Origin of the sequence: Janthinobacterium sp. SUN137 (assembly GCF_030587265.1) — a bacterium.
Lineage (GTDB): Bacteria > Pseudomonadota > Gammaproteobacteria > Burkholderiales > Burkholderiaceae_D > Janthinobacterium > Janthinobacterium kumbetense.
This window is the reverse complement of record NZ_JAPWHZ010000002.1, coordinates 1,176,846-1,201,734: the sequence shown is the minus strand read 5'-3', so window position 1 is coordinate 1,201,734 and position 24,889 is coordinate 1,176,846. Positions and strand designations below refer to the sequence as shown.

19 protein-coding genes and 3 tRNA genes are annotated in these 24,889 nt (G+C 61.4%); 13 read left to right on the top strand and 9 right to left on the bottom strand.

Annotated elements, in window-relative coordinates:
• Positions 1-16: 16 nt before the first annotated feature.
• The gene (locus O3298_RS13555) at positions 17-259 is read right to left on the bottom strand and encodes a hypothetical protein (RefSeq protein ID WP_289898082.1); all 243 of its coding nucleotides are present in this window, start codon (positions 257-259) and stop codon (positions 17-19) included.
• A gap of 155 nt (positions 260-414) precedes the next feature.
• Here O3298_RS13555 and O3298_RS13550 point away from each other — a divergent pair, with 155 nt between their 5' ends.
• Positions 415-1,656: a TIGR03862 family flavoprotein gene (locus O3298_RS13550; RefSeq protein WP_289909727.1), complete on the top strand. Its 1,242-nt coding sequence runs from the start codon at positions 415-417 to the stop codon at positions 1,654-1,656.
• A 107-nt stretch (positions 1,657-1,763) separates the two neighbouring features.
• Here O3298_RS13550 and O3298_RS13545 read toward each other — a convergent pair whose 3' ends face one another.
• From O3298_RS13545 to hpnC, 6 genes are all read right to left on the bottom strand, one after another.
• Positions 1,764-2,570, bottom strand: coding sequence for a head GIN domain-containing protein (locus O3298_RS13545; protein ID WP_289905143.1), 807 nt, complete (start codon positions 2,568-2,570; stop codon positions 1,764-1,766).
• A gap of 10 nt (positions 2,571-2,580) precedes the next feature.
• Positions 2,581-3,369, bottom strand: a complete 789-nt coding sequence (locus O3298_RS13540; RefSeq protein WP_289898080.1) for a DUF1700 domain-containing protein — start codon at positions 3,367-3,369, stop codon at positions 2,581-2,583.
• Between the two features lie 19 nt (positions 3,370-3,388).
• Positions 3,389-3,544 (bottom strand): hypothetical protein, encoded by a 156-nt coding sequence (locus O3298_RS13535; protein ID WP_289909730.1) that lies wholly within the window; start codon positions 3,542-3,544, stop codon positions 3,389-3,391.
• A gap of 130 nt (positions 3,545-3,674) precedes the next feature.
• Positions 3,675-5,054 carry a hydroxysqualene dehydroxylase HpnE gene (gene hpnE, locus O3298_RS13530; protein WP_305059650.1) on the bottom strand — a complete coding sequence of 460 codons (1,380 nt, stop codon included), beginning with the start codon at positions 5,052-5,054 and terminating at the stop codon, positions 3,675-3,677.
• Positions 5,047-5,880, bottom strand: a complete 834-nt coding sequence (gene hpnD / locus O3298_RS13525; protein ID WP_077403957.1) for a presqualene diphosphate synthase HpnD — start codon at positions 5,878-5,880, stop codon at positions 5,047-5,049. The genes hpnE and hpnD overlap by 8 nt, the downstream gene beginning before the upstream one ends.
• Before the next feature lie 46 nt (positions 5,881-5,926).
• Positions 5,927-6,808 (bottom strand): squalene synthase HpnC, encoded by an 882-nt coding sequence (gene hpnC, locus O3298_RS13520; protein ID WP_099664145.1) that lies wholly within the window; start codon positions 6,806-6,808, stop codon positions 5,927-5,929.
• A gap of 289 nt (positions 6,809-7,097) precedes the next feature.
• Between hpnC and O3298_RS13515 the strand changes: the two genes are divergently transcribed.
• From O3298_RS13515 to O3298_RS13465, 11 genes are all read left to right on the top strand, one after another.
• The gene (locus tag O3298_RS13515) at positions 7,098-8,261 is read left to right on the top strand and encodes an efflux RND transporter periplasmic adaptor subunit (protein ID WP_305051819.1); all 1,164 of its coding nucleotides are present in this window, start codon (positions 7,098-7,100) and stop codon (positions 8,259-8,261) included.
• On the top strand, positions 8,258-11,356 hold the full coding sequence (locus tag O3298_RS13510) for an efflux RND transporter permease subunit (RefSeq protein ID WP_289915165.1): 3,099 nt from the start codon (positions 8,258-8,260) through the stop codon (positions 11,354-11,356). The genes O3298_RS13515 and O3298_RS13510 overlap by 4 nt, the downstream gene beginning before the upstream one ends.
• A 189-nt stretch (positions 11,357-11,545) precedes the next feature.
• Positions 11,546-11,628: transfer RNA gene (locus O3298_RS13505), tRNA-Leu, on the top strand.
• A gap of 724 nt (positions 11,629-12,352) precedes the next feature.
• Entirely contained in the window at positions 12,353-13,693 is a 1,341-nt protein-coding gene (gene tig, locus O3298_RS13500; RefSeq protein WP_077409110.1) for a trigger factor, read from the top strand.
• 85 nt (positions 13,694-13,778) lie between these two features.
• Positions 13,779-14,396: an ATP-dependent Clp endopeptidase proteolytic subunit ClpP gene (gene clpP, locus O3298_RS13495; RefSeq protein WP_369811567.1), complete on the top strand. Its 618-nt coding sequence runs from the start codon at positions 13,779-13,781 to the stop codon at positions 14,394-14,396.
• Between the two features lie 200 nt (positions 14,397-14,596).
• A complete protein-coding gene (clpX, locus tag O3298_RS13490) occupies positions 14,597-15,865 on the top strand; it encodes an ATP-dependent Clp protease ATP-binding subunit ClpX (protein ID WP_010398446.1) in 1,269 nt (422 codons plus the stop codon).
• Positions 15,866-16,141: 276 nt separating this feature from the next.
• Entirely contained in the window at positions 16,142-18,553 is a 2,412-nt protein-coding gene (gene lon / locus O3298_RS13485) for an endopeptidase La (protein WP_034787304.1), read from the top strand.
• 204 nt (positions 18,554-18,757) lie between these two features.
• On the top strand, positions 18,758-19,030 hold the full coding sequence (locus O3298_RS13480) for an HU family DNA-binding protein (RefSeq protein WP_010398442.1): 273 nt from the start codon (positions 18,758-18,760) through the stop codon (positions 19,028-19,030).
• Between the two features lie 124 nt (positions 19,031-19,154).
• A tRNA-Asp gene (locus tag O3298_RS13475) sits at positions 19,155-19,231 on the top strand.
• 16 nt (positions 19,232-19,247) lie between these two features.
• A tRNA-Asp gene (locus O3298_RS13470) sits at positions 19,248-19,324 on the top strand.
• 411 nt (positions 19,325-19,735) lie between these two features.
• Complete coding sequence (locus O3298_RS13465; RefSeq protein ID WP_305059649.1) at positions 19,736-21,661, top strand: SurA N-terminal domain-containing protein; 1,926 nt, start codon at positions 19,736-19,738, stop codon at positions 21,659-21,661.
• A 68-nt stretch (positions 21,662-21,729) separates the two neighbouring features.
• Here O3298_RS13465 and O3298_RS13460 read toward each other — a convergent pair whose 3' ends face one another.
• Positions 21,730-22,419, bottom strand: a complete 690-nt coding sequence (locus O3298_RS13460; RefSeq protein ID WP_289909739.1) for an arylesterase — start codon at positions 22,417-22,419, stop codon at positions 21,730-21,732.
• On the opposite strand from O3298_RS13460, the gene O3298_RS13455 reads away from it, so the two are divergent.
• A complete protein-coding gene (locus tag O3298_RS13455) occupies positions 22,418-23,179 on the top strand; it encodes an ABC transporter ATP-binding protein (protein WP_369811566.1) in 762 nt (253 codons plus the stop codon). The genes O3298_RS13460 and O3298_RS13455 overlap by 2 nt on opposite strands.
• 91 nt (positions 23,180-23,270) lie before the next feature.
• On the opposite strand, the gene O3298_RS13450 is transcribed toward O3298_RS13455, so the two are convergent.
• Positions 23,271-24,815: an NAD(P)H-hydrate dehydratase gene (locus O3298_RS13450; protein ID WP_305059648.1), complete on the bottom strand. Its 1,545-nt coding sequence runs from the start codon at positions 24,813-24,815 to the stop codon at positions 23,271-23,273.
• Between the last annotated feature and the right edge of the window lie 74 nt (positions 24,816-24,889).

Genomic DNA, 24,889 nt, shown 5'->3' with positions numbered 1-24,889 from the left:
CGAAGTGGCCGTTTTTTCATGGCGTCTTGGTTTTCGGCTTGCTGGCCGTGGTATCGCCGCAGGTGGCGCAGGCGATGGCTTTCTTGTAGCGCCAGTATTTCGAGCCGATGAAGATGGCTGACGCCACCAGCGACCAGGCCAGCGCGCTGAGGATGTCGGCGCGGCTGGTGGTGCCCTTGCTGTACTCGACCACCGTCAGGATGATGAATAAAATCGAACTGGCCAGCAAATAACGGGAAATCCAGAATCCTGCGCCCATGTGTTTCTCCTCTTGTCGTCGCGTTGTCTCGTGAAGTCGAAGTGCCGATCGCTGCAGCATGTCCGCGCAGTATGCATCATTTTTCGGCCTTCTTGCCATCCGCCGGCCTTATCTCGACTAAAATGCCGGGGTTTTCACCGTCTTTCCAGCTCGCCATGACCCAAACCAGTTCCCCTCCGTTTCACATCGCCGTCATCGGCGGCGGCCCCGCCGGCCTGATGGCCGCCCAGGCGGCCACCGACCAGGGAGCCAGGGTGGAGCTGTTCGACGCCATGCCGTCCGTCGGCCGCAAATTCCTGCTGGCGGGGCGGGGCGGCATGAATATCACGCATGCGGAAGGCTACCAGGCCTTTGTCTCGCGCTACGCCAGGCAAGCGCACCGGGTGAAACCGGCGCTGGACCAGTTCGGCCCGCAAAAGGTGCGCGACTGGGTGCACGGTCTGGGCGTGGAAACCTTCGTCGGCTCCTCGAACCGCGTCTTCCCGACCGACATGAAGGCGGCGCCCTTGCTGCGCGCCTGGCTGCACCGCCTGCGCGAAGCAGGCGTGCAATTTCACATGCGCCACCGCTGGACGGGCTGGCAAGACGGCCGGCTGGCCTTCGCCACGCCGGACGGCGAACGGCTATTCGCTTTCGACGCCGTGATCCTGGCGCTGGGCGGCGGCAGCTGGGCGCGGCTGGGATCGGATGGCGCCTGGGTGCCGCTGCTGCAAGGGCGCGGCGTGGCCGTGACGCCCCTGGCGCCGGCCAATTGCGGCTTCGACGTGGACTGGAGCGAGTATTTCCGCAGCCGTCATGCGGGCGAGCCGCTGACCACCGTGGCCATCACGGCGCGCGACATCGATGGCTTGACGATCAAGCGCCAGGGCCAGTTCGTCATCACGGCGGGCGGCGTCGAGGGTAGCCTGATCTACGCGCTGTCGGCCGCGCTGCGCGAGCAGATCGCCGCCGAGGGCAGCACCACCATCTGGCTCGACCTGGCGCCCGACCACAGTCATGAACGCGTGTTCGAAGAAGTGACGCGCCCGCGCGGCGCCCGCTCCATGTCCAGCCACCTGAACAGCCGCCTGGGCATCAAGGGCGTGAAATCGGGCTTGCTGCGCGAATGCCTGAGCGCGGCCGACTTTGCCGACGAAGCCAAGCTGGCCGCCGCCATCAAGCTGCTGCCAGTCACCTTGCAGCGTCCGCGCCCCATCGATGAAGCCATCAGCAGCGCCGGCGGCGTGGACTTCGAAGGCATCGATGGCAGCATGCTGTGTGCCATGCCGGGCGTGTTCCTGGCGGGGGAAATGCTGGACTGGGAAGCGCCGACGGGCGGCTACCTGCTGACGGCCTGCCTGGCGCAAGGCAAGGCGGCCGGCGAGCAGGCCGTGGCATGGCTGGAAGAGAATTCTTGAAATCACAACGGCATTGAATCGTTGGCGCCACGACGCCGCTCACCATCGTAGCGAGCAGCGCCAGCTGCAAATCGCGCCGCGCAGTCGATTGTGAGCGGTTGTCCTCATCAGTGCCAGATGATGTCGCCCGAGCCGCTCTTCTGCGTCTCGCGCTGGCGCGGGTTGCCGTGGACGTGGATGTCGCCACTGCCGCGCACGGTCAGGTTGGCGGCGTCGCGCACGAAGACGGTGCTCGTGCCCGAGCCTTGCAGGCTGACGCTGGCCTTGTCGGCGGCCAGGTGCTCGGCATCGATGTCGCCTGAACCGCTGAGGTCGGCGCGCAGGAATTTCGTGTTGCCGCTGGCGGCGATGCGCCCGGAGCCTACCATTTCCAGCACCACGCTGTCGCTGTTGCCGGCATTGATGTCGAGGTCGCCACTGCCGTTGACGGTGGCTTGTACCTGCTTGTAGCGTCCCGTGAAACTGACGTCGCCGGAACCCGTCAATTCCAGGATGAAACTGTCGCCGGAAAAGCCCGTGATCTTGCTGTCGCCATTGCCGTGCACTTCAACGCGCACGAGGGCCGGCAGCACCAGTTCCACCTGCAGCGGCTGGCGATGGTGGAACAGCATGCCTTTCGGGCCGATATGCACGGTCGTGCCATCCTGCGTGGTGTCGACGTTCGACAGCAAACGCTGTTCGCCGCTGACCTTCAGCGATGGCGTGGCGCCGCGGCGCAGCACCAGGTCGATGGGGCCGGCCAGGTCGATGCTGGTGATATCGGCGGAAATCGGGCGCGTTTCGCTGCGCACGGCGCGGCCGGCAGCGCTGCTGGGATTGCTGATTCCCTTGGCGCGCAGCGCCGCATACGACATGGCGATCAGGACCAGTGCCAGCAAGAGCATGGACAGGCCAACTTTGAGCAAGCGTTTCATGGCAGCCTTTCTAGTGACCTTTGAGCAGGGAAACATTCATGGCAACGTAGCGCTTGATGCCGATCAAGGTATAGCGCGTTACGACCAGACTGAGCAGGAAGATGGCGATGCCGCCGAGCAGCATGCCCACGCCAAACACGGTTTGCGTGGTGCGCGCATCGCGGTCCATGTCGGTGGAGATGCGGATGCCGCCGCCGGCCAGCGCTTCGGCCCGCTCCATCATGCGCGATGAGGCGCCCGGTGCCTCGGGTGTGGACTCGGCCTTGACGGGACCGGGCACGTGGTCGACTTCGATGCCCGTGTCGCCGATGGTGATGCGCGTTTCGCGCCGTTCGCCGCCTTCGCCGCCGTCATCGTCATGGATGAAGACGTGGCGCAGGGGGCCGTCGAGCACCAGTTCGTTGGCGCCGGACAAGCCGCTGGCCGTGATGGCGATGCCGGCCAGGTAAAAGCTCAGGCCGACGGCGTACAGGGTGGCCAGCAGGGCCGCGTAGACGGCGGCTGGCACGACCATGAACAGGTTGAAGATGGCCAGTCCCACCAGCGAGACGAGCAGGCGCAGCAGGTTGACGGGCGTTTTCTTTTGCTCGAAAGCCTGGCGATGGGTGCTGCTGCGCAAGGTGAGGGCGATTTTTTTCGGGTCGCCCAGGTCGTCGGCGATTTCGTGCTCGCTGCGGCCGGCCGCAGCGCCTTCGATGAAGGTCTGTTCGTAATAATCGAGGGTCTTGGCCACCAGATCCGGTGGCAAGCCCGCCAGTGCGCGCCGCAGCGCGTCGAGATAATCTTGCTTGTTCATCATATTCTTCCTGTCCGCCGCTTCAGCCCACTGCCGGCAGCAACATGCTTGCCTGGCTCAGCAGCAACGGTGCCTGTGGCCCCTGCTGTACCTGCATGACGATCAAGGTGGCCAGCGCCACACCCGCCAGCAGCGCCAGGGCTTTCAAGCTGTTTTTCAAGTGCAAGGTGGTGTGCATGGTATTCCCCGTGGCATGGCCGTTGTCGATGATCAGACTGTACCCAAGCGCACGCGAGCACACCAGCGCGGTGCGACAGAATGCAATTTCGCGGGGGCGAGCGACGCCAGGGGAGGATGCACCGTCAAGTCTACTTTGCCGCTTTGCCCGTGGTGACGACCTTGGCGGCCGCCACGCCGCTGCGCACGGCCGCCTCGATGGTGGCCGGATAGTCTTGCGTGCGGTCGTCATTCGCCGTGTAGTCGCCGGCCAGCAGCAGGCCCGGCACGCCGCTGGCGTTGCCGGGACGCGCCAGGTCCGGCGTGCAGGCAAACGTGGCGCGCTTTTCCGTGATCAGCTGGGTCCACAGGGGCTGGGCCAGGGCAGGGCGCTGCAAGACCTGCGCCAGCTGGGCCGCGATGGCTTGCGCCAGCGGCCCGTGGCCTTGCTCGGCGGCAGGGCCGGAAGCGCTGATGACGACGGCCAGCAAGCCGGCCTGTTTGCTGTCGAGTTGGCCCCGGTCGAAGACGAACTGGCCCCAGTGCCGGTTCGCCGGCGTATCGACGAGGGCGTAGAACGGCAAGTCCAGGCGCACCGAGGCGTCGTATTGCAGGTAGCAGGTGCTGATCGCTTCCGGCGTGAAGGCTTGCATTTTGGTAATAACGTCATCGAGGCGCGCGTCCTGCAAGCCTTGCAGCAGGCCGGCCGCTTGCACGGACGAGGTGGCGACGATGATGCCGTCAAAGATTTCTCCATCGTCGACGCCGTCATCGAGTCGCCAGCGACCGTCGGGCAGCGCCTGCAGGGCGGCCACCTTGGCGCCCGTGCGCACTGCGCCGCCATGTTGTTTCACATAGCGGGCGGCCGCATCGGGCAAGACGCTGCTCAGGTCCGCCTTCGGGACCAGCATGTCCGAGGCGCGGCGGCGGCTGGCACCCAGGCTGTCGCGCAGCACGTTGAGGAAGACGCGGGCCGAGGCGCGCTCGGGCGGGGTATTTAATGCAGCCAGGCACAGCGGGTGCCACATCAGCCGGTTCAGGCGGTCCGTCTGGTCGAAGCGCTGCAGCAATTCGTTGACCGTGCAATCGTTGTACAGTTGCCAACCCATCGTCCGCATGGCGGTGGAAAAGCGCATCAGGGTCAGTTTGTCGGTACGCAATAATCCCGTGGCGCGCAGCAGGGCCCAGACCAGGTGCAGCGGCGCGGGCAGGCGGGGGGCGATGAAATCCATGCCCCCGGAGCCGGCCGGATAGCGCATCTGCAGGGGCAGCGTGAGGATCAGTTCGTCCGGGTCTTGCCCCGCCAGCTTGATCAGGCGCAAGGTTTCCGTGTAGGCGCCCAGCAAGATATGCTGGCCGTTGTCGAGCACCGTATTCTCTCTCTCGACGCGGCGCGCGCGTCCGCCCAAGGTGCGCGCCGCCTCGAATACGGTCACCGGGTGACCGGCACGCGCCAGTTCCATGGCCGCCGCGCAACCGGCCCAGCCGGCGCCGATGACGGCGTAGCGTTGCTTCACGATAGGCTTAGCCACGAACCCAGGTCTTCCAGGCCAGCCACAGTTTGCGGATCGGGGTGAGCGAGATGCGCTGTTTCAGCACGTGGTAGCCGTCGCGCTCGACTTCGTTGAGCAGGGTGCGGTAGATGGCAGCCATGATCAGGCCCGGACGCTGGGCGCGGCGATCCTCGGCTGGCAACAGCGCGAAAGCTTCGTCATACGCCTTTTGCGCGCGCGCCACCTGGAAACGCATGAGGTTTTCAAAGTTTTCGCTGTGGCGCGCGTTCAGCAAGTCGGCCGCCGTCACATTGAATTGCTGCAATTCGCTGATCGGCAGATAGATGCGCCCCTTGCGCGCATCTTCGCCCACGTCGCGGATGATGTTGGTCAGCTGGAAGGCGTGGCCCAGTTTTTCCGCGTACAGCAGGGTTTCCGGGCGGGTCGCGCCAAAGATGCTGGCTGACAAGATACCCACCACGCTGGCCACATGCCAGCAATAGCGGCTCATGGCCTGGTAATCGAGGTAGCGGGTCTGGTTCAAGTCCATTTCCATGCCGTCGATGATGGCCTGCAAATGCTTTTCTTCCAGTTGATACACGGCCAGATGCGGTTCCAGCGCGCGCATCACGGGATGCGTGGGGATGCCCTCGTACATGGCCTTGACTTCCTTGCGCCACCAGACCAGCTTGGTGCGTGCCACGGCTTCGTCCGTGCATTCATCGACCGTGTCATCGACTTCGCGGCAGAAGGCGTACAGGGCCGTGATGGCCTTGCGGCGCTCGGCGGGCAGGAACAGGAAGCTGTAGTAGAAGCTGGAGCCGCTCTGGGCGGCCTTTTGTTGGCAGTATTCGTCGGGAGACATAGTCAAAAGAGCAAGGGTTGCAGATCGAAGCCGCTATTCTATCGTCTTACAGAGTGGGCGACGGGGGAAAAGCCGTTTTTACTTGTGTCTCTTGATGCAAGCTTTTGCGCGACATGCGCAGGGCGCGCCAGAAAATGATCAGCCAGTCGCGTTTCTCCAGCTTGGGACGGCGCCGGAACACGTCGTAATTGACGGCTTCGATGCATTCGAGGATGCGCAAGCCGCCTTGCACCACCAGGCGCAATTCCCAGCCGATGCGCCCGCGCAAGCGCAGGGCCAGCGGCGCGCCGGACAGCATCAGGGCGCGCGTGCGGGCCACTTCGAAGCGCATCAGGGCGCTCCACTTGCCGTGCGCCTCGGGCCGCTCGAAGGCGGCGGCGGAGACGGCAAAGCGGCTCAAGTCTTCCATCGGCAGGTAGATGCGCTCTTTTTGCTGGTCGATGGCGACGTCTTGCAAGAAATTAATTAGTTGCAAAGCTGAACATATCGCATCGGAATCGCGTACATTCTGTTCATCGGCCGCGCCATACAGGTGCAGCATCAGCAGCCCCACGGGGTTGGCCGAGCGGGCGCAGTAATCGAGCACATCGTCATAGCTGGCGTAGCGCGTCGTTTCCACATCCTGTTTAAATGCCGACAACAGATCGTAGAACGGCTTCAGCGGCAGCTGGTGTTTGGCGATGACGGCGGCCAGGCGCTCGAACATGGCGGCGTTCTCGCCGGCATGGCCTTCGTGGCGGTCCATGCGGCCCAGCGCTTCTTCATAGGCGTGCAGGGCGGCCAGGCGCTCGGCCGGCGTGGCGTCGCCCTCATCGGCCAGGTCGTCGGCGCTGCGGGCGAAGGCATAGATGGCTTCGACGGCGGGCACCAGGCGGCGCGGCAGTAAAAATGATGCAACAGGAAAATTTTCGTAATGGTCTACAGGCATGAACACACTTCTCTAGTCTTGCGTTTGTCCGGCACCCTCACACGCTGGAATGGGGCCGGACGTTGTACGTCTCAAGATTAATGACGCAAAAGTCACTAAAAACTTTTACGCACGATTATAATTAATAACCAGAAAGTCATTAGGGGAAAATCGCTCCCCGCGATGACCAAGCTGATATTGTCACAAATTTAAGGATATCGCGTGCGAAAAAGTTTGGCTTGGCCCACAGGACAAGCAAAAAGTTTCTCCGCATAAAAATATTGCAGCCCGCATAGTAAAGGAAAATACCTTGTTTGCCCTGAAAACCCTGCGCCGCGAGACCGGCGCTCCCGCACTTCCCGCCCTGCGGCTGATTGCCGCCGCCGCCCTGGCGCTGACCCTGGCGGCTTGTTCCAAGCCTGCCGTCAAAGTGGAAGACGTGCGCCCCGTGCGCGCGATCGTGTTGTCTAGCAGTAATGTTGACGTGAGTGCCGAGCTGTCGGGCGAGGTCGTGCCCCGTGTCGTATCGCAGCTGGGCTTCCGCGTGGGCGGCAAGATCGTCGCGCGCAAGGTGGACGTGGGCGCCAGCGTCAGGAAGGGGCAAGTGCTGATGCAGCTCGACCCTGCCGACTTGCAGCTGTCGCAGGCGCAGGCCAAGGCTTCGCTCGTCAGCGCGGAAACGAGCCGCGACCTGGCGCGCGCGGAATTGAAGCGCTACCAGGATTTGCGCGAGAAAAATTTCGTCAGCCAGGCCGTGCTTGACGGCAAGGACGCCGCCTACAAGGCGGCGCAGGCGAACGTGGAAGCGGCCCAGGCCCTGTACCGTGGTCAGGCAAACCAGTCCGGCTATGCCAGCTTGCTGGCCGACGTCGATGGCGTCGTCACGCGCATCGAGGCCGAAGTGGGGCAGGTGGTGGCGCCCGGCGCGCCCGTCGTGCAAGTGGCGAAGAGCGGCGAGAAGGAAGTCGTGATCGGCATTCCTGAAGACAAGGTCGAGACCTTGCGTGGCGTCAAGGATGTGGTGGTGCGCCTGTGGGCCGACCCGAAGCAGGGCTTGCCGGGCAAGATACGCGAAGTGTCGCCCGTGGCCGATGCCGCCACGCGCACCTATATCGCCAAGGTCAGCATCCCGGACGCGCCGCAGGCACGCCTGGGCATGACGGCCGTGGTGCAGTTCGCCTCGCAGACGGCCACGCCGCAGATCAAGGTGCCGCTGACGGCCCTGTTCAATGAGAAATCGCAAAGTTCCGTGTGGGTGGTGGAAAACGGCGCCGTGAAGCTGGTGCCGGTGACGGTGGGCGGCGTGGCGGGCAATGAGCTGCTGCTGACTTCGGGCGTGAAGGCGGGCCAGACCGTGGTCACGGCCGGCGTCAACCTGCTCAAGCCGGGCCAGAAAGTGACCATCCTCGGCGCCGAACTGGCCAGCAAGCCAGCCGCCGGTGCCGCCGCCGTCAGCGTGGGTGCGGTCAAATGAAGGGCGGCTTCAATCTGTCGCGCTGGGCGCTCGAACACATCCCGCTGACGCGTTACTTGATGGCTGTGCTGCTGATCGGCGGCATGCTCAGCTACGCCAGCCTGGGCCAGGATGAAGATCCTCCGTTTACTTTCCGTGCCATGGTGCTGCAAGCGTACTGGCCCGGCGCCACGGCCTTGCAGATGGCCGAGCAGGTGACGGACAAGCTGGAAAAGAAGCTGCAGGAAACGCCGTACATCGACGAAATCACCAGCTATTCGAAGCCGGGCGAAACCCTGATCCTGCTGGAACTGCGCGAATCGGCGCCGCCCAAGGAAACGGCCGCCGCCTGGTACCAGGTGCGCAAGAAGATCGGCGACATCCAGGGCACCTTGCCGGCCGGCGTCGTGGGCCCGTTCTTCAATGACGAGTTCGGCGACACGTATGGCTCCATCTTCGCCCTGTCCGGCGACGGTTTTACGTACGCGGAAATGAAGGATTACGCGGACAAGGTACGCCAGGAATTGCTGGCCGTGGGACAGGTATCGAAGGTGGAACTGTTCGGCGTGCAGGATGAAAAGATCAATATCGTCTTTTCTCACAAGAAATTTGCCCAGCTGGGCATTCCTTTCGACGCCATCGTGCAGCAACTGTCCGCGCAAAACAGCATCAACGCCACGGGCGTGCTGGTGACGCCGACGGACAATCTGCAAGTGCGCGTGACGGGCGCCATGCTGACCGTCAAGGACCTGGAAAACCTGGAATTGCGCGCCAACGGCACCACCTTCCGCCTCGGTGATTTTGCTACCGTGAAACGTGAACTCATCGATCCGCCGAAGGACAAGATGCGTTTCAACGGCAAGGAAGTGATCGGCCTGGGCGTGTCGATGGAAAAGGGCGGCAATATCATCGACATGGGCAAGGCCTTGCAGGCAACGGTCACGCGCATGAAGAGCGAGTTGCCGGTTGGCATAGAGCTGCAGCGCGTGTCGAACCAGCCGGAAGCCGTGTCCGCCTCCGTGGGCGAGTTCGTGCACACCCTGGTCGAAGCCATTCTGATCGTGCTGGCCGTCAGCTTTGTCGCGCTGGGCTTGCACACGAAACCGCTGCGCATCGACGTGCGTCCGGGCCTGGTGGTGGCGCTGACCATCCCCCTGGTGCTGGCCGTTACCTTCCTGTTCATGCGCCTGCTCGACATCGACTTGCACAAGATTTCGCTGGGCGCCCTGATCATCGCGCTGGGCTTGCTGGTCGATGACGCCATCATCGCCGTCGAGATGATGGTGCGCAAGATGGAAGAGGGTATGTCGCGCTTCGACGCGGCCACCTTCGCCTACACGTCGACGGCCATGCCCATGCTGACGGGTACCCTGATCACGGTGGCGGGCTTCTTGCCCATCGGCCTGGCCAAGTCCGCCGCCGGCGAATACACGTTCTCCTTGTTCTCTGTCAATGCGCTGGCCCTGATCATTTCGTGGGTGGTGGCCGTCGTCTTCACGCCCTACATCGGCTATGTCTTGCTGAAAGTCAAACCGCACGCGCATAACGACCATGAATTGTTCGATACGCCGAACTTCCGCCGCTTCCGCCGCGCCGTCACCTGGTGCGTGGAATGGCGCAAGACGACGATCACCGCCACCCTGGCCATCTTTGCGCTGGGCATTTACGGCTTTAACTTTATTGAAAAGCAATTCTTCCCCGATTCCAGCCGTCCCGAACTGATGGTGGAGCTGTGGTCGCCGGAAGGCACGACATTTGCCGCGAATGAAAAGCAGGTGAAGAAATTCGAAGCCTTCGTGGGCAAGCTCGACGGCGTGGAAAGCGTTACCAGCTATGTCGGCACGGGCAGCCCCCGTTTCTACTTGCCGCTGGACCAGATCTTCCCGCAGACCAACGTGTCGCAAGTGGTGGTCTTGCCGAAGAGCCTGGCCGACCGCGAACGCTTGCGCCAGCAAATCGTCGATGTCTTCAAGAAAGATTTCCCGGAAGTGCGGGGCCGCGTAAAACTGTTGCCGAACGGACCGCCGGTACCGTATCCCGTGCAATTTCGCGTCACGGGACCGGAAGTGGCCGGTGTGCGCGCCATCGCCGACCAGGTCAAGGACATCATGCGCGCCAATCCGAACACCCTGGGCGTGAACGACAACTGGAATGAATCGGTGAAAGTATTGCGCCTGGACCTGGACCAGGACAAGATGCGCGCGCTGGGCGTCACGTCGAAAACGGTGATGCAGGCGGCCAATACGATCCTGTCGGGCACGGTCATCGGCCAGTTCCGCGAAGACAATAAGCTGATCGATATCCAGGTGCGCCAGCCACTGGAAGAGCGGGCGACGATTTCCGTGTTGAATGACACGAATATTCCTACGGCGACGGGCAAGTCCGTGCCCATCTCGCAACTGGCCCGCGCGCATTTCGTGTGGGAACCGGGTGTCGTCTGGCGCGACAAGCGCGAATGGGCTATTACGGTGCAGTCGGATGTGATCGACGGCATCCAGGGCGCCACCGTATCGACGCAGCTGGCGCCGCAGCTGGACGCCTTGCGGGCCAAGTTGCCGGCCGGCTACCGCATCAATGTGAAGGGCGTGGCGGCCGACAGCGGCGAAGCGGAAGCGTCGATTTCGGCGAACTTGCCGTTGGCCATCTTCATCATCTTCACCTTGCTGATGCTGCAGTTGCACAGTTTCTCGCGTTCCCTGCTGGTCTTCCTGACGGGGCCGCTGGGCGTGGCGGGCGCCGCGTTTGCCTTGCTGCTGCTGCACCGTCCGCTGGGCTTCGTGGCCAATCTGGGCGTCATCGCGCTGTTCGGCATGATCATCCGCAACTCGGTGATCCTTGTCGACCAGATCGAGCAAGACATCCGCGATGGCTCGGCCCCATGGGATGCCATCATCGACTCGGCCGTGCGCCGCTGCCGTCCCATCGTGCTGACGGCCGCCGCCGCCGCGCTGGCCATGATTCCGTTGTCGCGCTCCGTGTTCTGGGGGCCGATGGCGGTCGCCATCATGGGCGGCCTGATCCTGGCGACGGCCTTGACCCTGCTGTTCCTGCCGGCCCTGTATGCGGCCTGGTTCCGGGTCAAGAAGCCGGCGCCGGCGACCGCAAAAGAAGGCTAGCAGCCAGCGCCAGGGCATAGGCAAAAAAAGGCGGCATTCCTCTGGGAAATCCAGTAGAATGCCGCCTTTGCTTTACCGAGGGCTTGCTCGTTGAGTCTGCGGTAGCCAGATCGCTCCCGAGTTGTTAAAATCAGGGAGGCGCAGACGACAGTCTGCGCGGCGGCAGTCTGTTGCTGGTAGTGAAAAAATGCGGATGTGGTGGAATTGGTAGACACGCTGGTCTTAGAAGCCAGTGCTTCGGCTTGGGAGTTCGAGTCTCCCCATCCGCACCAATCCGGGTTGTTCCAGCCCGGACGTGCAGCACCATCAAGTTGTTCTTCAGCCTCGTTCAGGCATCTTCCGGTTTTTCTTCCCGTTCTTCCCGTGTTTTCGTCATGGGATGCGTCTTCCATCGCGCTATTTTTCGTCCGGCACGGCAGGATAGGACGGGGTATGGGCGGCGATTTGCCTGAAAAATGGCCAAATTGAGATAAATCAAAGGTTTTTTGCCCGAAATCTTCGCTATGAGCGCATTTCTTTGTTTCGGACGGGGCGCCAGTTCGCATATACTAATGAACGAAGCAGGCTGGAAAGCCTGTCTCTGGCGAAACAAAGAATGCCGGGGCAAGAGTAAAGACAGGGCACCCCCAGGCTGTGGCGACTCGTTCGCCGCCGCTGGTATCCTCTGTGGCCGCGCTGCAAAGCCAGCCACTTTCCCGAAGTCCTTTGTTATAATGCCACGCTTTACCGAATGATGGCCGGCCCTGCATTTACTTAGAAGCAAGGCTGGACGCTCGGAGCCCTGTCGCAGTACTGGAAGCGGCGGATTGTTTGGTGCCTGGTGCGGGTTTTCCCACTGCCGGGTAGACCAGGTCCATTGTCCTGTTTGCAGTACTTTTACAGATGATATATGCGAGCGAGTGAAGCTGGACCCATGTCTTGCCGCCAGTGATGGCGCAAGGGGTCGGGTCTTCTTTTCTCGCACCAACAGTGTTTATTTTTTGGACGATTTTTTACATGGCAACTGCAGTCGAAACCTTGGGCAAACTCGAACGTCGTATCACGATCTCCTTCCCGCTGACGGACGTCCGCACGGAAGTTGAGAAGCGCCTGAAAGTGCAAGCCCGTACGGCTAAGGCACCGGGCTTCCGTCCGGGCAAAGTGCCGTTGAAAATGGTCGCAGCACAATACGGCTACCAAATTGAATCCGAAGTGCTGAATGACAAAGTCGGCCGCGCGTTCAACGACGCCGCCAACGAAAACAATCTGCGCGTGGCCGGTTTCCCGAACATCGTGCCGAAAGAAGAAGCAGCCGAAGGCCAGCTGGCTTTCGACGCAACGTTCGAAGTGTATCCGGAAGTCGCCATCGGCGACCTGACGGCCGTTGAAATCGAAACCGTGCAAGCCGACGTGTCGGAAGCCGAAATCGACAAGACCATCGACATCCTGCGCAAGCAGCGCGTGCACTTCCACACCAAGGGCGAAGCTGGCGAACACGGCGACGGCGGTGAGCCGATCGCTGCCAACGGCGACCGCGTGACCGTCGACTTCGTCGGCTCGATCGACGGCGTTGAATTCCCAGGCGGCAAAGCTGAAGGCTACGCTTTCGTGCTGGGCGAAGGCCGCATGCTGCCAGAATTCGAAGCAGCAACCCTGGGCCTGAAAGTGGGCGAGTCGAAGACTTTCCCATTGTCGTTCCCTGAGGACTACCACGGTAAAGACGTAGCCGGCAAAACCGCTTCGTTCACCATCACCCTGCAAAAGCTGGAATGGGCGCACCTGCCGGAAGTCGATGCTGAATTCGCCAAATCGCTGGGCGTTGCCGATGGCGACCTGGCCAAAATGCGCGAAGACATCAAAGTCAACCTGCAGCGCGAAGTCGCTGGCCGCGTGAAAGCACGCAACAAGGAAGCCGTCATGGACGCGCTGATCAAAGTTGCTGAGCTGGAAGTGCCAAAAACGCTGATCGCTCAGGATTCCGAGCGCCTGGCTGAAATGACCCGCCAGGACATGGCGCAGCGCGGCATGAACGTCAAGGACGTGCCTTTCCCAGCAGAACTGTTCGCAGACAAAGCCGAGCGTCGCGTACGCCTGGGCCTGATCCTGTCGCAACTGGTGGGCGACAACAAGCTGCAGGCTACGCCTGAGCAAGTCAAGGCGCAAATCGAAGATTTCGCTCAAAGCTACGAAGATCCACGCGAAGTGCTGAAGTACTACTACAGCGACCGTCGTCGTCTGGGTGAGATCGAAGCCCTTGTATTGGAAGAAAACGTCGTCACTTACGTGTTGGGCCTGTCGAAAGTCACGACGAAAGCAGTTGCTTTCGACGAACTGATGGGAAGCAACGCACAAGCGTAAACCAGTTGGTATTGGGATGCCGCCTCTTGCTGCAAGGGAAGCGGCGTCTCCCCTAACTGCTTCACAAGGAAATGAAATGACAGGTATGAACCGTAACCCAGCGCTGGACACAGAGATGCTCGGCCTGGTGCCGATGGTGGTGGAACAAAGCGGTCGCGGCGAGCGCTCGTATGATATTTACTCGCGCCTGCTGAAGGAACGCTTGATTTTCATGGTCGGCCCGGTCAATGACCAGATGGCCAACCTGGTTGTCGCCCAGCTGCTGTTCCTGGAAAGCGAAAATCCGGAAAAGGAAATCTCGCTCTACATCAACTCGCCAGGTGGTTCGGTCTCGGCCGGCATGGCCATCTACGACACCATGCAGTTCATCAAGCCGGACGTATCGACCCTGTGTACGGGCATGGCTGCTTCGATGGGCGCTTTCCTGCTGGCCGCTGGCGCCAAGGGCAAGCGTTTCTCGCTGCCGAACTCGCGCATCATGATTCACCAGCCGTCCGGTGGTTCGCAAGGCATGGCGTCCGACATCGAGATCCAGGCAAAGGAAATCCTTTACCTGCGCACCCGCTTGAACGGCATCATGGCCGAGCGCACGGGCCAGACGATCGAACAGATCGCCAAGGACACCGACCGCGACCGTTTCATGTCCGCCGACGAGGCCGTTGAGTATGGTTTGATCGACAAAGTGTTGACCAGCCGCGCTTGATGAGCCCCTACCGGTATTGCTAAGTACGTAAGTAAACGCCCGGGCGCTCAAACGTTCGGGCGTTTCGCTTTTATTTCGGGTAGCATGGAGCTTGTGCACGTTGTTGACTTGCGCCATGGGGAGTTGCCTTAACGGGCGGCAACCATCATCCGGCTTGCGATTTTGCAATATTGTTAATGCAGTTCCAACCAAAATGCCTTATGTCAGACAAAAAATCCTCTAGCGGCGAAAAATTACTGTATTGCTCGTTCTGCGGCAAAAGCCAGCACGAGGTGAAGAAACTCATCGCCGGCCCGTCCGTATTCATTTGCGACGAGTGCATCGACCTGTGCAACGACATCATCCGTGATGAAACGTCGAGCATCGAGACGGTGACCGGTACCAAATCCGACCTGCCGACGCCGCAAGAAATTGCTGCCTTGCTCGATCAGTACGTGATCGGCCAGCAGACTGCCAAGCGCATCCTGTCGGTGGCGGTGTACAACCATTACAAGCGCCTCAAGCACCTGGGCAAGAAAGACGACATCGAACTGGCCAAGAGCAACATCTTGCTGGTCGGTCCTACCGGCTCGGGCAAGACCCTGCTGGCACAGACCCTGGCGCGCATGCTCAACGTGCCGTTCGTGATCGCCGACGCCACCACCCTGACCGAAGCCGGTTACGTGGGTGAAGACGTGGAAAACATCATCCAGAAGCTGCTGCAAAGCTGCAACTATGACGTCGAGAAAGCCCAGCGCGGCATCGTCTATATCGATGAAATCGACAAGATTTCGCGCAAGTCCGACAATCCGTCCATCACGCGCGACGTGTCGGGCGAGGGCGTGCAGCAAGCCTTGCTGAAACTCATCGAAGGCACGATGGCTTCCGTACCGCCACAAGGCGGCCGCAAGCATCCGAACCAGGATTTCGTGCAGATCGACACGACCAACATCATGTTCATCTGCGGCGGGGCCTTCGACGGCCTGTCGAAAGTGATCGCCAACCGTTCCGAAAAGAGCGGCATCGGCTTCTCGGCTACGGTGCGCAGCAAGTCGCAAAGCTCGGCCAGCGAACTGATGCTGCAAGCGGAGCCGGAAGACCTGGTCAAGTTCGGCCTGATCCCGGAACTGGTGGGCCGTCTGCCCGTCATCGCCACCCTGGCGGAATTGACGGAAGAGGCGCTGATCCAGATCCTCGTCGAGCCGAAGAATGCGCTGATCAAGCAGTATTCGAAGCTGCTCGAGATGGAAGGCGCGGAACTGGAGATTCGTCCGGCCGCCCTGCATGCAATCGCCAAGAAAGCGCTGGCGCGCAAGACCGGTGCCCGTGGCCTGCGTTCCATCCTGGAACATGCTTTGCTGGACGTCATGTACGAACTGCCGAGCGAACAAAATGTGGTGAAAGTCGTCATCGACGAAAATACCATCACCAGCGGCGCCAAACCTTTGTTGATTTATCAAGAGACTGCCAAAGCCTCCGGAGAAAATTGAAAACTGCCGAGACAAATGCATAAAAAGGGTTTTGATTCCTTAATGCATGGCAGTACAATTTAAATCAATGAGTGCAGGCTTCAATCGGAAAGCCACTCGCGGCGCTTAGCTGCGCGTGGCTTTTTTACTGTGAAAACTGCATTTATTACCGTCATGCGGGTGTGTTTTGCGAAATAAACAGAAAAATGTTTGTTTCACAGAATTATTTATTCTCGCCGGTCTTGTGTTTTGGCAGCGAGCGCCAACATCGTAAACACGCTTTCTATAAGGTACGCCATGACAACTTCCAAATTAACTGAGCAAACTCAACTGCCGTTATTGCCGTTGCGGGATGTCGTCGTTTTCCCGCATATGGTGATACCGCTGTTCGTTGGCCGTCCAAAGTCGATCAAGGCGCTGGAAGCTGCGATGGAGCAGGGCAAGAGCATCATGCTTGCCGCTCAAAAAGCAGCCGCGAAGGACGAGCCGTCTCCTTCGGATATCTATGAAATTGGCTGCGTTGCCAATATTCTGCAAATGCTGAAGCTGCCCGATGGCACCGTCAAGGTGCTGGTCGAAGGCGCGCAGCGTGCCCGTATCAACCACATCAGCGATGCCCCGACGCACTTCATCGCCGACCTGACGCCGCTCGAGTCCGAGCCGGGCGACGAGTCGGAAGTCGAAGCCATGCGCCGCGCGATCGTGCAGCAGTTCGACCAGTACGTCAAACTCAACAAAAAAATCCCGCCGGAAATCCTCGCTTCCCTGTCGGGCATCGACGATGCCGGCCGCCTGGCCGACACGGTGGCCGCGCACCTGCCGCTGAAACTTGAGCAAAAACAAGTCATCCTGGAAATTTTCAGCGTGGCCAAGCGCCTCGAGCACCTGCTGGGCCAGCTCGAAGGCGAACTCGACATCCTGCAGGTGGAAAAGCGCATCCGCGGCCGCGTGAAGCGCCAGATGGAAAAGTCGCAGCGCGAGTACTACCTGAACGAGCAAGTCAAGGCGATCCAGAAAGAACTGGGCGAGGGCGAAGATGGTGCCGACCTCGACGAGCTGGAGAAAAAAGTCGCTTCGGCCAAAATGCCGAAGGAAGCGCTCGACAAGGCTACCAACGAGTTGAAAAAACTCAAGCTGATGTCGCCGATGTCGGCCGAAGCCACCGTCGTGCGCAATTACATCGACACCCTGGTCAACTTGCCTTGGAAAAAGAAATCCAAGGTCAATAACGACCTGGCGAACGCTGAAAAAGTGCTCGAGGGCGACCACTACGGCCTCGACAAGGTCAAGGAACGCATCCTGGAATACCTCGCGGTGCAACAGCGCGTCGACAAGCTCAAGGCGCCTATCCTGTGCTTCGTCGGTCCTCCGGGCGTGGGCAAGACCTCGCTGGGCCAGTCCATCGCCCGCGCGACGAACCGCAAGTTCGTGCGCATGGCCCTGGGCGGCGTGCGCGACGAAGCGGAAATCCGCGGTCACCGCCGCACCTACATCGGCTCGATGCCGGGCAAGATCTTGCAATCGCTGTCGAAAGTCGGCGTGCGCAATCCCTTGTTCCTGCTCGATGAAGTCGACAAGATGGGTGCCGATTTCCGTGGCGACCCGTCGTCGGCCCTGCTGGAAGTGCTCGACCCGGAACAGAACCACACGTTCTCCGATCATTACATCGAAGTCGATTTCGACTTGTCCGACGTGATGTTTGTGGCCACGTCGAACTCGTACAACATTCCGCCAGCCTTGCTCGACCGCATGGAAGTGATCCGTCTGTCCGGTTACACGGAAGATGAAAAGACCAGCATCGCGCAGCGTTACCTGCTGCCGAAGCAGATCAAGAACAATGGCTTGAAGGAAGAGGAAATCTCGGTGGCCGAGTCGGCCTTGCGCGACATCATCCGCTACTACACGCGGGAAGCCGGTGTGCGTTCGCTTGAGCGGGAAGTGTCGAAGATCTGCCGCAAGGTGGTCAAGATGCTGCTGCTGAAGAAATCCGACAAGAAAGTCATCGTCAACTCGAAGAACCTGGATAAATTCCTCGGCGTGCGCCGCTATGATTTCGGTGTCGCAGAGAAAGAAAACCAGGTAGGCCAGGTGGTCGGTCTGGCATGGACGGAAGTGGGCGGCGATCTGCTGACCATCGAAGCCGTGTCGATGCCGGGCAAGGGCGGCATCATCCGCACGGGTACCCTGGGCGACGTCATGAAAGAGTCGATCGAGGCAGCCCGCACGGTGGTGCGCAGCCGGGCACAGCGCCTGGGCATCAAGGCGGACGTGTTCGAGAAGAGCGACATCCACATCCACGTGCCGGAAGGCGCGACACCGAAGGACGGTCCTTCGGCTGGCGCGGCCATGACGGTGGCGATGGTGTCGGTCTTCACGGGTATTCCCGTGCGCGCCGACGTGGCGATGACGGGCGAGATCACCTTGCGCGGCGAAGTATTGCCGATCGGCGGCTTGAAGGAAAAGCTGCTGGCGGCCCATCGCGGCGGCATCAAGACGGTCCTGATTCCAGAGCAAAACGTGAAAGACCTGGCCGATATTCCGGACAACGTCAAGAACAAACTGGAGATCGTGCCGGTGCGCTGGATCGACAAAGTGCTGGAAATCGCCCTCGAACGCATGCCTGAAGCGTTGGCGGACGTCGCTGCGGTGGAGGCTGTCACGGCTGCCGCGGCCAAGCCTGACGCGGCCGGTGAGGTAGTAAAACACTAACGTTTTACCCCTGTTTTCCCCAAACAAGCGCTTTTAGAGCGCTTGTTTTATATTGAAACGTGAATTGCGCCCCCAAAGCGCTTGACACATATACAGTGTGGCTTGTTTAATACGCCTGCACATTTTTTTCGCCGGACAGCTGTGGTGCCAAAAGTGCCGCAACGATACGGTAAACGTTTTATACCTTTGTAATTGGGGATGCTAGTGAACAAGACTGAATTGATCGACCACATTGCTGAAAAAGCTGACATTTCCAAAGCCGCCGCTGCGCGCGCACTCGACGCTGTTATCGGCGGCGTGACGGAAACTTTGAAAAACAACGACAGCGTGACGCTGGTTGGTTTTGGCACTTTCTCGGTCAGCGAACGCGCTGAGCGTACCGGCCGCAATCCGCGTACCAAAGAAGCGATCACGATCGAAGCAGCAAAAGTTCCAAAATTTAAAGCTGGTAAAGCTTTGAAGGATGCTGTAAACTAACGGACTTCGGTGAGGTGACAATCACCGGAAACATTTGGCGGCGCCTCCGGGTGCCGCGATTTCAGGATCGACGTTCTTGAATGGCGATCCTGGATGCAAATGCAAGTAGTACTGTGTATTTTTCGGAGTGGTAGTTCAGTTGGTTAGAATGCCGGCCTGTCACGTCGGAGGTCGCGGGTTCGAGTCCCGTCCGCTCCGCCAAAAAATACGCTCTTAAGGAGTGGTAGTTCAGTTGGTTAGAATACCGGCCTGTCACGTCGGGGGTCGCGGGTTCGAGTCCCGTCCGCTCCGCCAGAATATAGAAGCCCGCGCTGCTGAATAAGTAGCGCGGGTTTTTCTTTTTCAGCGCCAGATTATCTCGGCGCGCCTGCTTTTTAAAATTCCCGCCTGCCGTGTTGAATAAAAACGCCGGCGTTTAAATCCCCTTTAAGCTGCATCGGGTTAAATGCCCGAGTCCGGCGCCTTGCCATCCAGGCGGCGCCAGGGCAGGGCGCGCGCCCTGATTTACTCTTGCTATAGCGCTATGGGCATTGTAGAATCAGGAGATAATGGCTTGGGCGTCAGAATCCTGCTTTAGTTCCAGCGCCAAGTTGTTGAATCTAAAGGGGAAGTGGACATCTGTCCCGTCCATTCCGCCGAAGAAATCAAGGCGAACGCATGTTCGCCTTTTTTTATAGTGATCCACTCATCCCGAATTGGCTGACCATGTTTGAATTTATTCGTACCCATCGACGCTTGATGCAGTTTCTCCTGATGCTGGTCATCGTCCCGTCTTTTGCACTGGTCGGTATCAGCGGCTACCAAAGCTTCGGCGATGGCGCGAACACCATCGCCAAGGTCGGCGACCAGGTCGTTACGCAGCAGCAATATGAAGAAGCGCAACGCCAGCAGATCGACCGCTACCGCCAGATGATGGGCGAGCAGTTCGACCAAAAAATGTTTGACACGCCGGAAGCGCGCCAGAGCATCCTCGACAACCTGATCGCCGAGCGCGCCGTGGCCGCCGAAGTGGGCCGTAGCCATCTCGTCATCAGCGATGCCGTGCTGCAAAAGGAAGTGCTGGAAATCCCAGGCTTGACCTTGCCGGACGGTAAATTCGACCTGGAACGCTACAAGGCCATGCTGGCTGCCCAGGGCATGACGCCGCAGATGTACGATGCGCGCCGCCGCAGCGACCTGGCCCTGCAGCAACTGGCCGGCGCCGTGCAAGGCACCGCCTTCGCGCCGAACACCGTGTCCAAGCGCCTGTCCGACATCACCTCGGAAGAGCGTGAAGTGCAGGAACTGCTGTTGCCGATCGCCCAGTACGTGTCGGAAGTCAAAGTGACGGACGCCATGATCAAGGCGTTCTATGACAAGAACAGCAAGTTCTTTGAAATCCCGGAACAAGCCAAGATCGAATACGTCGTGCTGGACGACAGCGCCGCCGGCGAGCAAGTCGACGTCAGCGACGCGGACGTGACCGGCTACTACGCGAAGAACCAGAAAGCCTACACGACGGAAGAAGCGCGTCAGGCCAGCCACATCCTCGTAGCCGTCAAGAAAGACGCCTCGGCCGCCGACAAGGCAGCCGCCAAGGCCAAGGCTGAAGCGATCCTGGCTGACGTGCGCAAGGCGCCTGCCAGCTTTGCCGCCGTGGCGAAAGCCAAGTCGGAAGACCCGGCCTCCGCGGAACAGGGCGGCGACCTGGGCGTGATCGGCAAGGATGGCTTGCCGGCACCGCTGCTGAGCGCTGTTTCGAAACTCAAGCAAGGCGAAATCAGCGATGTCGTCGCTTCCGATTTCGGTTTCCACATCCTGACCGTCACCTCGCTCAAACCGCAGCACGTGCGTGCGCTCGATGAAGTGCGCGGCGAAATCACGGCCGACCTGCGCAAGCAATTTGCTGCCAAGAAATACTCGGAAATGGCGGAAACGTTCACCAACACGGTCTACGAGCAATCGGACAGCCTGAAGCCGGTGGCCGACAAGCTGAAACTGAAAGTGGAATCCGTTGCCAACCTGTCGCGCACGCCGTCGCCGGCACTGGGCAAGGCGCCGTTCAACAACGCCAAGTTCCTGGCCGCCATCTTCTCGAACGATTCGCTGAAAGACAAGCGCAACACGGAAGCCGTGACCGTCGCACCTAACGTGCTGATCGCTGGCCGCGTGGTGGAATTCAAGCCGGCAACGAAGCGTCCGCTGGCCGAAGTCGAAGCGATGATCCGTCAGCGCGTGACCCTGGAAGAAGCGGAAAAGCTGGCCAAGAAGGCGGGCGAGACCAAGCTGGCCGCCTTGAAGGCGTCGGGCGATGCGACGGGCTTCGGCGCGGCGCAATGGGTATCGCGCAGCAAGCTGGACGGCATCAACCGTGCCGCCATCGCGCAAGTCATGAAGGCCGACACGAGCAAGCTGCCAGCCTATGTGGGCGTGGAGCTGCCAGCCCTGGGCTACGGCATCTACCGCATCGGCAAGGTGCAGCAGCCGGCGCAAGTGGACGCGGCACGCCGCCAGCAAGAGAAAGACCAGATCAGCGGTATCCTGGCGCAACAGGAAATGTTCGATTACGTCGAGTACCTGAAAGCCAAGGCCAAGGTGAAGATCGTCAAACCGCTCACCGCCCCAGCCGTAGCAGCGCCGGAAGCGCCGTAAGATTTAGTTTCCACGCATAAAAATAGCCGCTTTCGAGCGGCTATTTTTTTGTCTGCAGAATGTGTGGACTACTTGGCTTTCAGCAAAGGCGCCAGTTGCGGCCAGATGTTTTTCAGAATCGTCGGATGCGCCTTGGCATTCGGGTGCATGCGGTCGGCCTGGAACAGCTGCGGCTGGTCGGCGATGCCTTCGAACATGAAGGGGACCAAAGGCGCCTTCCATTCCTTTGCCAGCTTGCCGTACACGCCATAGAACTGCTCGCCGTAGGCACGGCCATAGTTGGGCGGCATGCGCATGCCCACGAGCACCACCTGCGCGCCCGATTTTTTGGCCGCCTCGCCCATGGCGCGCAGATTCGCTTCGGCGGCCGCCACGGGCAAGCCGCGCAAGCCGTCGTTGGCGCCCAGTTCGATCAGCACGACGTCGGGCTGGTGCTTGGCCAGCAGGGCGGGCAGGCGGGCGCGGCCGCCGCTGGTGGTCTCGCCGCTGATGCTGGCGTTGACGATGCGCGTGTCGTTCTTTTGCGCTTGCAGCCGCTGTTCCAGCAGCGCCACCCAGCCCGTGCCCCGCGCCAGCCCGTACTCGGCCGACAGGCTATCGCCGAGCACCAGCAGCGTTTTTGGTGCAGAATAGGCGTTCGTCATGCCTGACACCAGGAGCAGGGCTGCCGCAGGAAGCAAGGACAGGGTGCGCCGCCGCATGCGGTTGCCGCCCTCGACACTTATTTGTTCACGAAATTTTTTAAGATAGATCAGCATGCCCGAATTCCCTAAAGCGACTTCCACCAGTTTTCTCCCGTCCGACGCGGCCGCCCAGCGGCCTGCCGCACCTAACAGTCAAAACAGCCAAAATGCCCGGCCGGCCATCGAAGTGGTCCAGCTGGCCAAGCGCGTACCCGATGCCGATGGTGAACTGACCATCCTGCATCAAGTCGATTTTACCGTGCAAACGGCTGAGACGCTGGCCATCGTCGGCGCCTCCGGTTCCGGCAAGTCTACCTTGCTGGGCTTGCTGGCCGGCCTGGACACGCCCAGCGAGGGCAAGGTCATGCTCGACGGCACCGATATCTTCGCCCTCGACGAAGACGGCCGCGCCGGTTTTCGCAAGGAAAAGCTCGGCTTCGTGTTCCAGTCCTTCCAGCTGCTGGCCCATCTGACGGCGCTGGAAAACGTCATGCTGCCGCTGGAATTGCGCGGCGACCCGGACGCGAAAGAGAAGGCGCAAGCCATGCTGGGAAGGGTGAACCTGGGCAGCCGCCTGAAACACTATCCGAAATACCTGTCCGGCGGCGAGCAGCAGCGCGTGGCGCTGGCCCGCGCCTTCGTCACGGAACCGCCGCTGCTGTTCGCCGACGAGCCGACGGGCAGCCTGGATGCCGCCACGGGCGAAGCCGTGATCCAGCTGATGTTCGAGCTGAACCGCGAGCGGGGCTCGACCCTCGTGCTCGTCACGCACGACAGCTCGATCGCGGCGCGCTGCGGGCGCACGATTACGATTGCGGCGGGCAGGCTGGTGTGATTGGTGCTGCTGATTGTCGGATTACGCGCTGACGCGCTAATCCGACCTACTTGCTGTCAGATGTCGTGACATTCCTTGTAATACGTCGTTATTACACCGACAAGGCATTGATCAACCGGCGGATGGCCGGTATCAATTCCCCCGCCGTCAACCCGATGGGGCCGCTGCCTGCCGCCACCAGCGCATCGGCCGCCGCGCCGTGCAGCCACACGGCGCCCAGCGCCGCTTCCCATTCCGGCCAGCCTTGCGCCAGCAGGCTGCCGCACAGGCCCGCCAGGACGTCGCCCGTGCCGGCCGTCGCCAGCGCGGGGCCGCCCGTGTTGTTGACGATGACCTGGCCGTCGGGCGCGGCGATCACCGTGCCCGACCCTTTCAAGACGACGATGACGCCCAGCTGGGTGGCCAGCTGGCGCGCCGCGCCCAGGCGGTCGGCTTGCACTTCGGTCACCGTCATGTCGAGCAGGCGCGCCGCTTCCAGCGGATGCGGGGTCAATATCGTCGCCCCCGCACCCGTGCGCACGGCCAGCGCCGATTGCAGTTCCGGTTCGGCCGCCATCAGGTTCAGCGCATCGGCGTCCAGCAGCAGGGGGCTGTCGCTGTCGAACGCCCGCAGCAGCAGCTCCACCGTGCCGGCCTTGTCGCCGAGGCCGGGGCCCGCCACCAGCGCCGCGAAGTGCAGGCCGGAGAAATCCACGTCCCGGGCGTGCCGGCACATGAGTTCCGGCTGGCCGCTGTCGAAGGCGGGCGGTGCGTCGGGAAACGCGATATACACTCTTCCCGCGCCCGCATGCAGGGCCGTGCGGGCCGCCAGGATGGGCGCGCCGGCCATGCCTTGCGCGCCGCCGATGATGGCCACGCTGCCGTAGCTGCCCTTGTGCGTGTTTTGCCGGCGCGGCTGCAGCTGGCGGGCGAACAGGTGCAGGCCGCCCAGCTGCGCCTTCGCCGGCAGCAGCAGGGCGGGATCGATGGCCAGCGCGGCCACTTCCACTTCGCCCGCATGGTCGCGGCCATTTGCCGTGTGCAGGCCAGGCTTGTCGCCGATGAAGGTGAGCGTATGCGTGGCGCGGATGGCGACGCCGTCGATGGCGCCCGTGTCCGCGTGCAGGCCGCTGGGCACGTCGAGCGCCAGCACGGGGCAGTCCAGCTGGTTCACCAGCTGGACCACGTCGCGGCATTCGCCGTCCAGGGGACGCGACGCGCCGATGCCGAACAGGCCATCGATGACGAGGTGCCAGGGCGCGGCACCCACGGCGGCCGACGCCGTGCTGGTTGCCGCATCCATGCAGCGCGCGGCGCTGTTGCGCGCGCGGCTCAGCGCCTGTTCGCGTTCGGGCGACGTGGCTTGCGCCGCGGGCGCCAGCCAGACGAGCACCTCGGTGCCGCTGCCGGCCAGGTGCGCGGCCGCTTCCAGCGCGTCGCCGCCGTTGTCGCCGGGGCCGGCCAGCACCAGTACGCGCCGGTGGCCCGCATCGCTGCCTTCTTCCTGGGCGTGCAGCAGCTTCAGGGCGGCACTGGCGGCCGCCTGGCCCGCGCGCTGCATCAGCAGCCCTTGCGGCAAGTCGCGCATGGCCGCCTGTTCGATGGCGCGCAGTTCGGCGATGGAGTACAGCGGTGTTGCAGAGTCGATCAGGGGCATGGAGCGTGTTCCGTTAGTCAGCATGTCTTCAACATAAGGCCGATGCGGGCGAAAGGCAAGGCGCGCACGCCTGA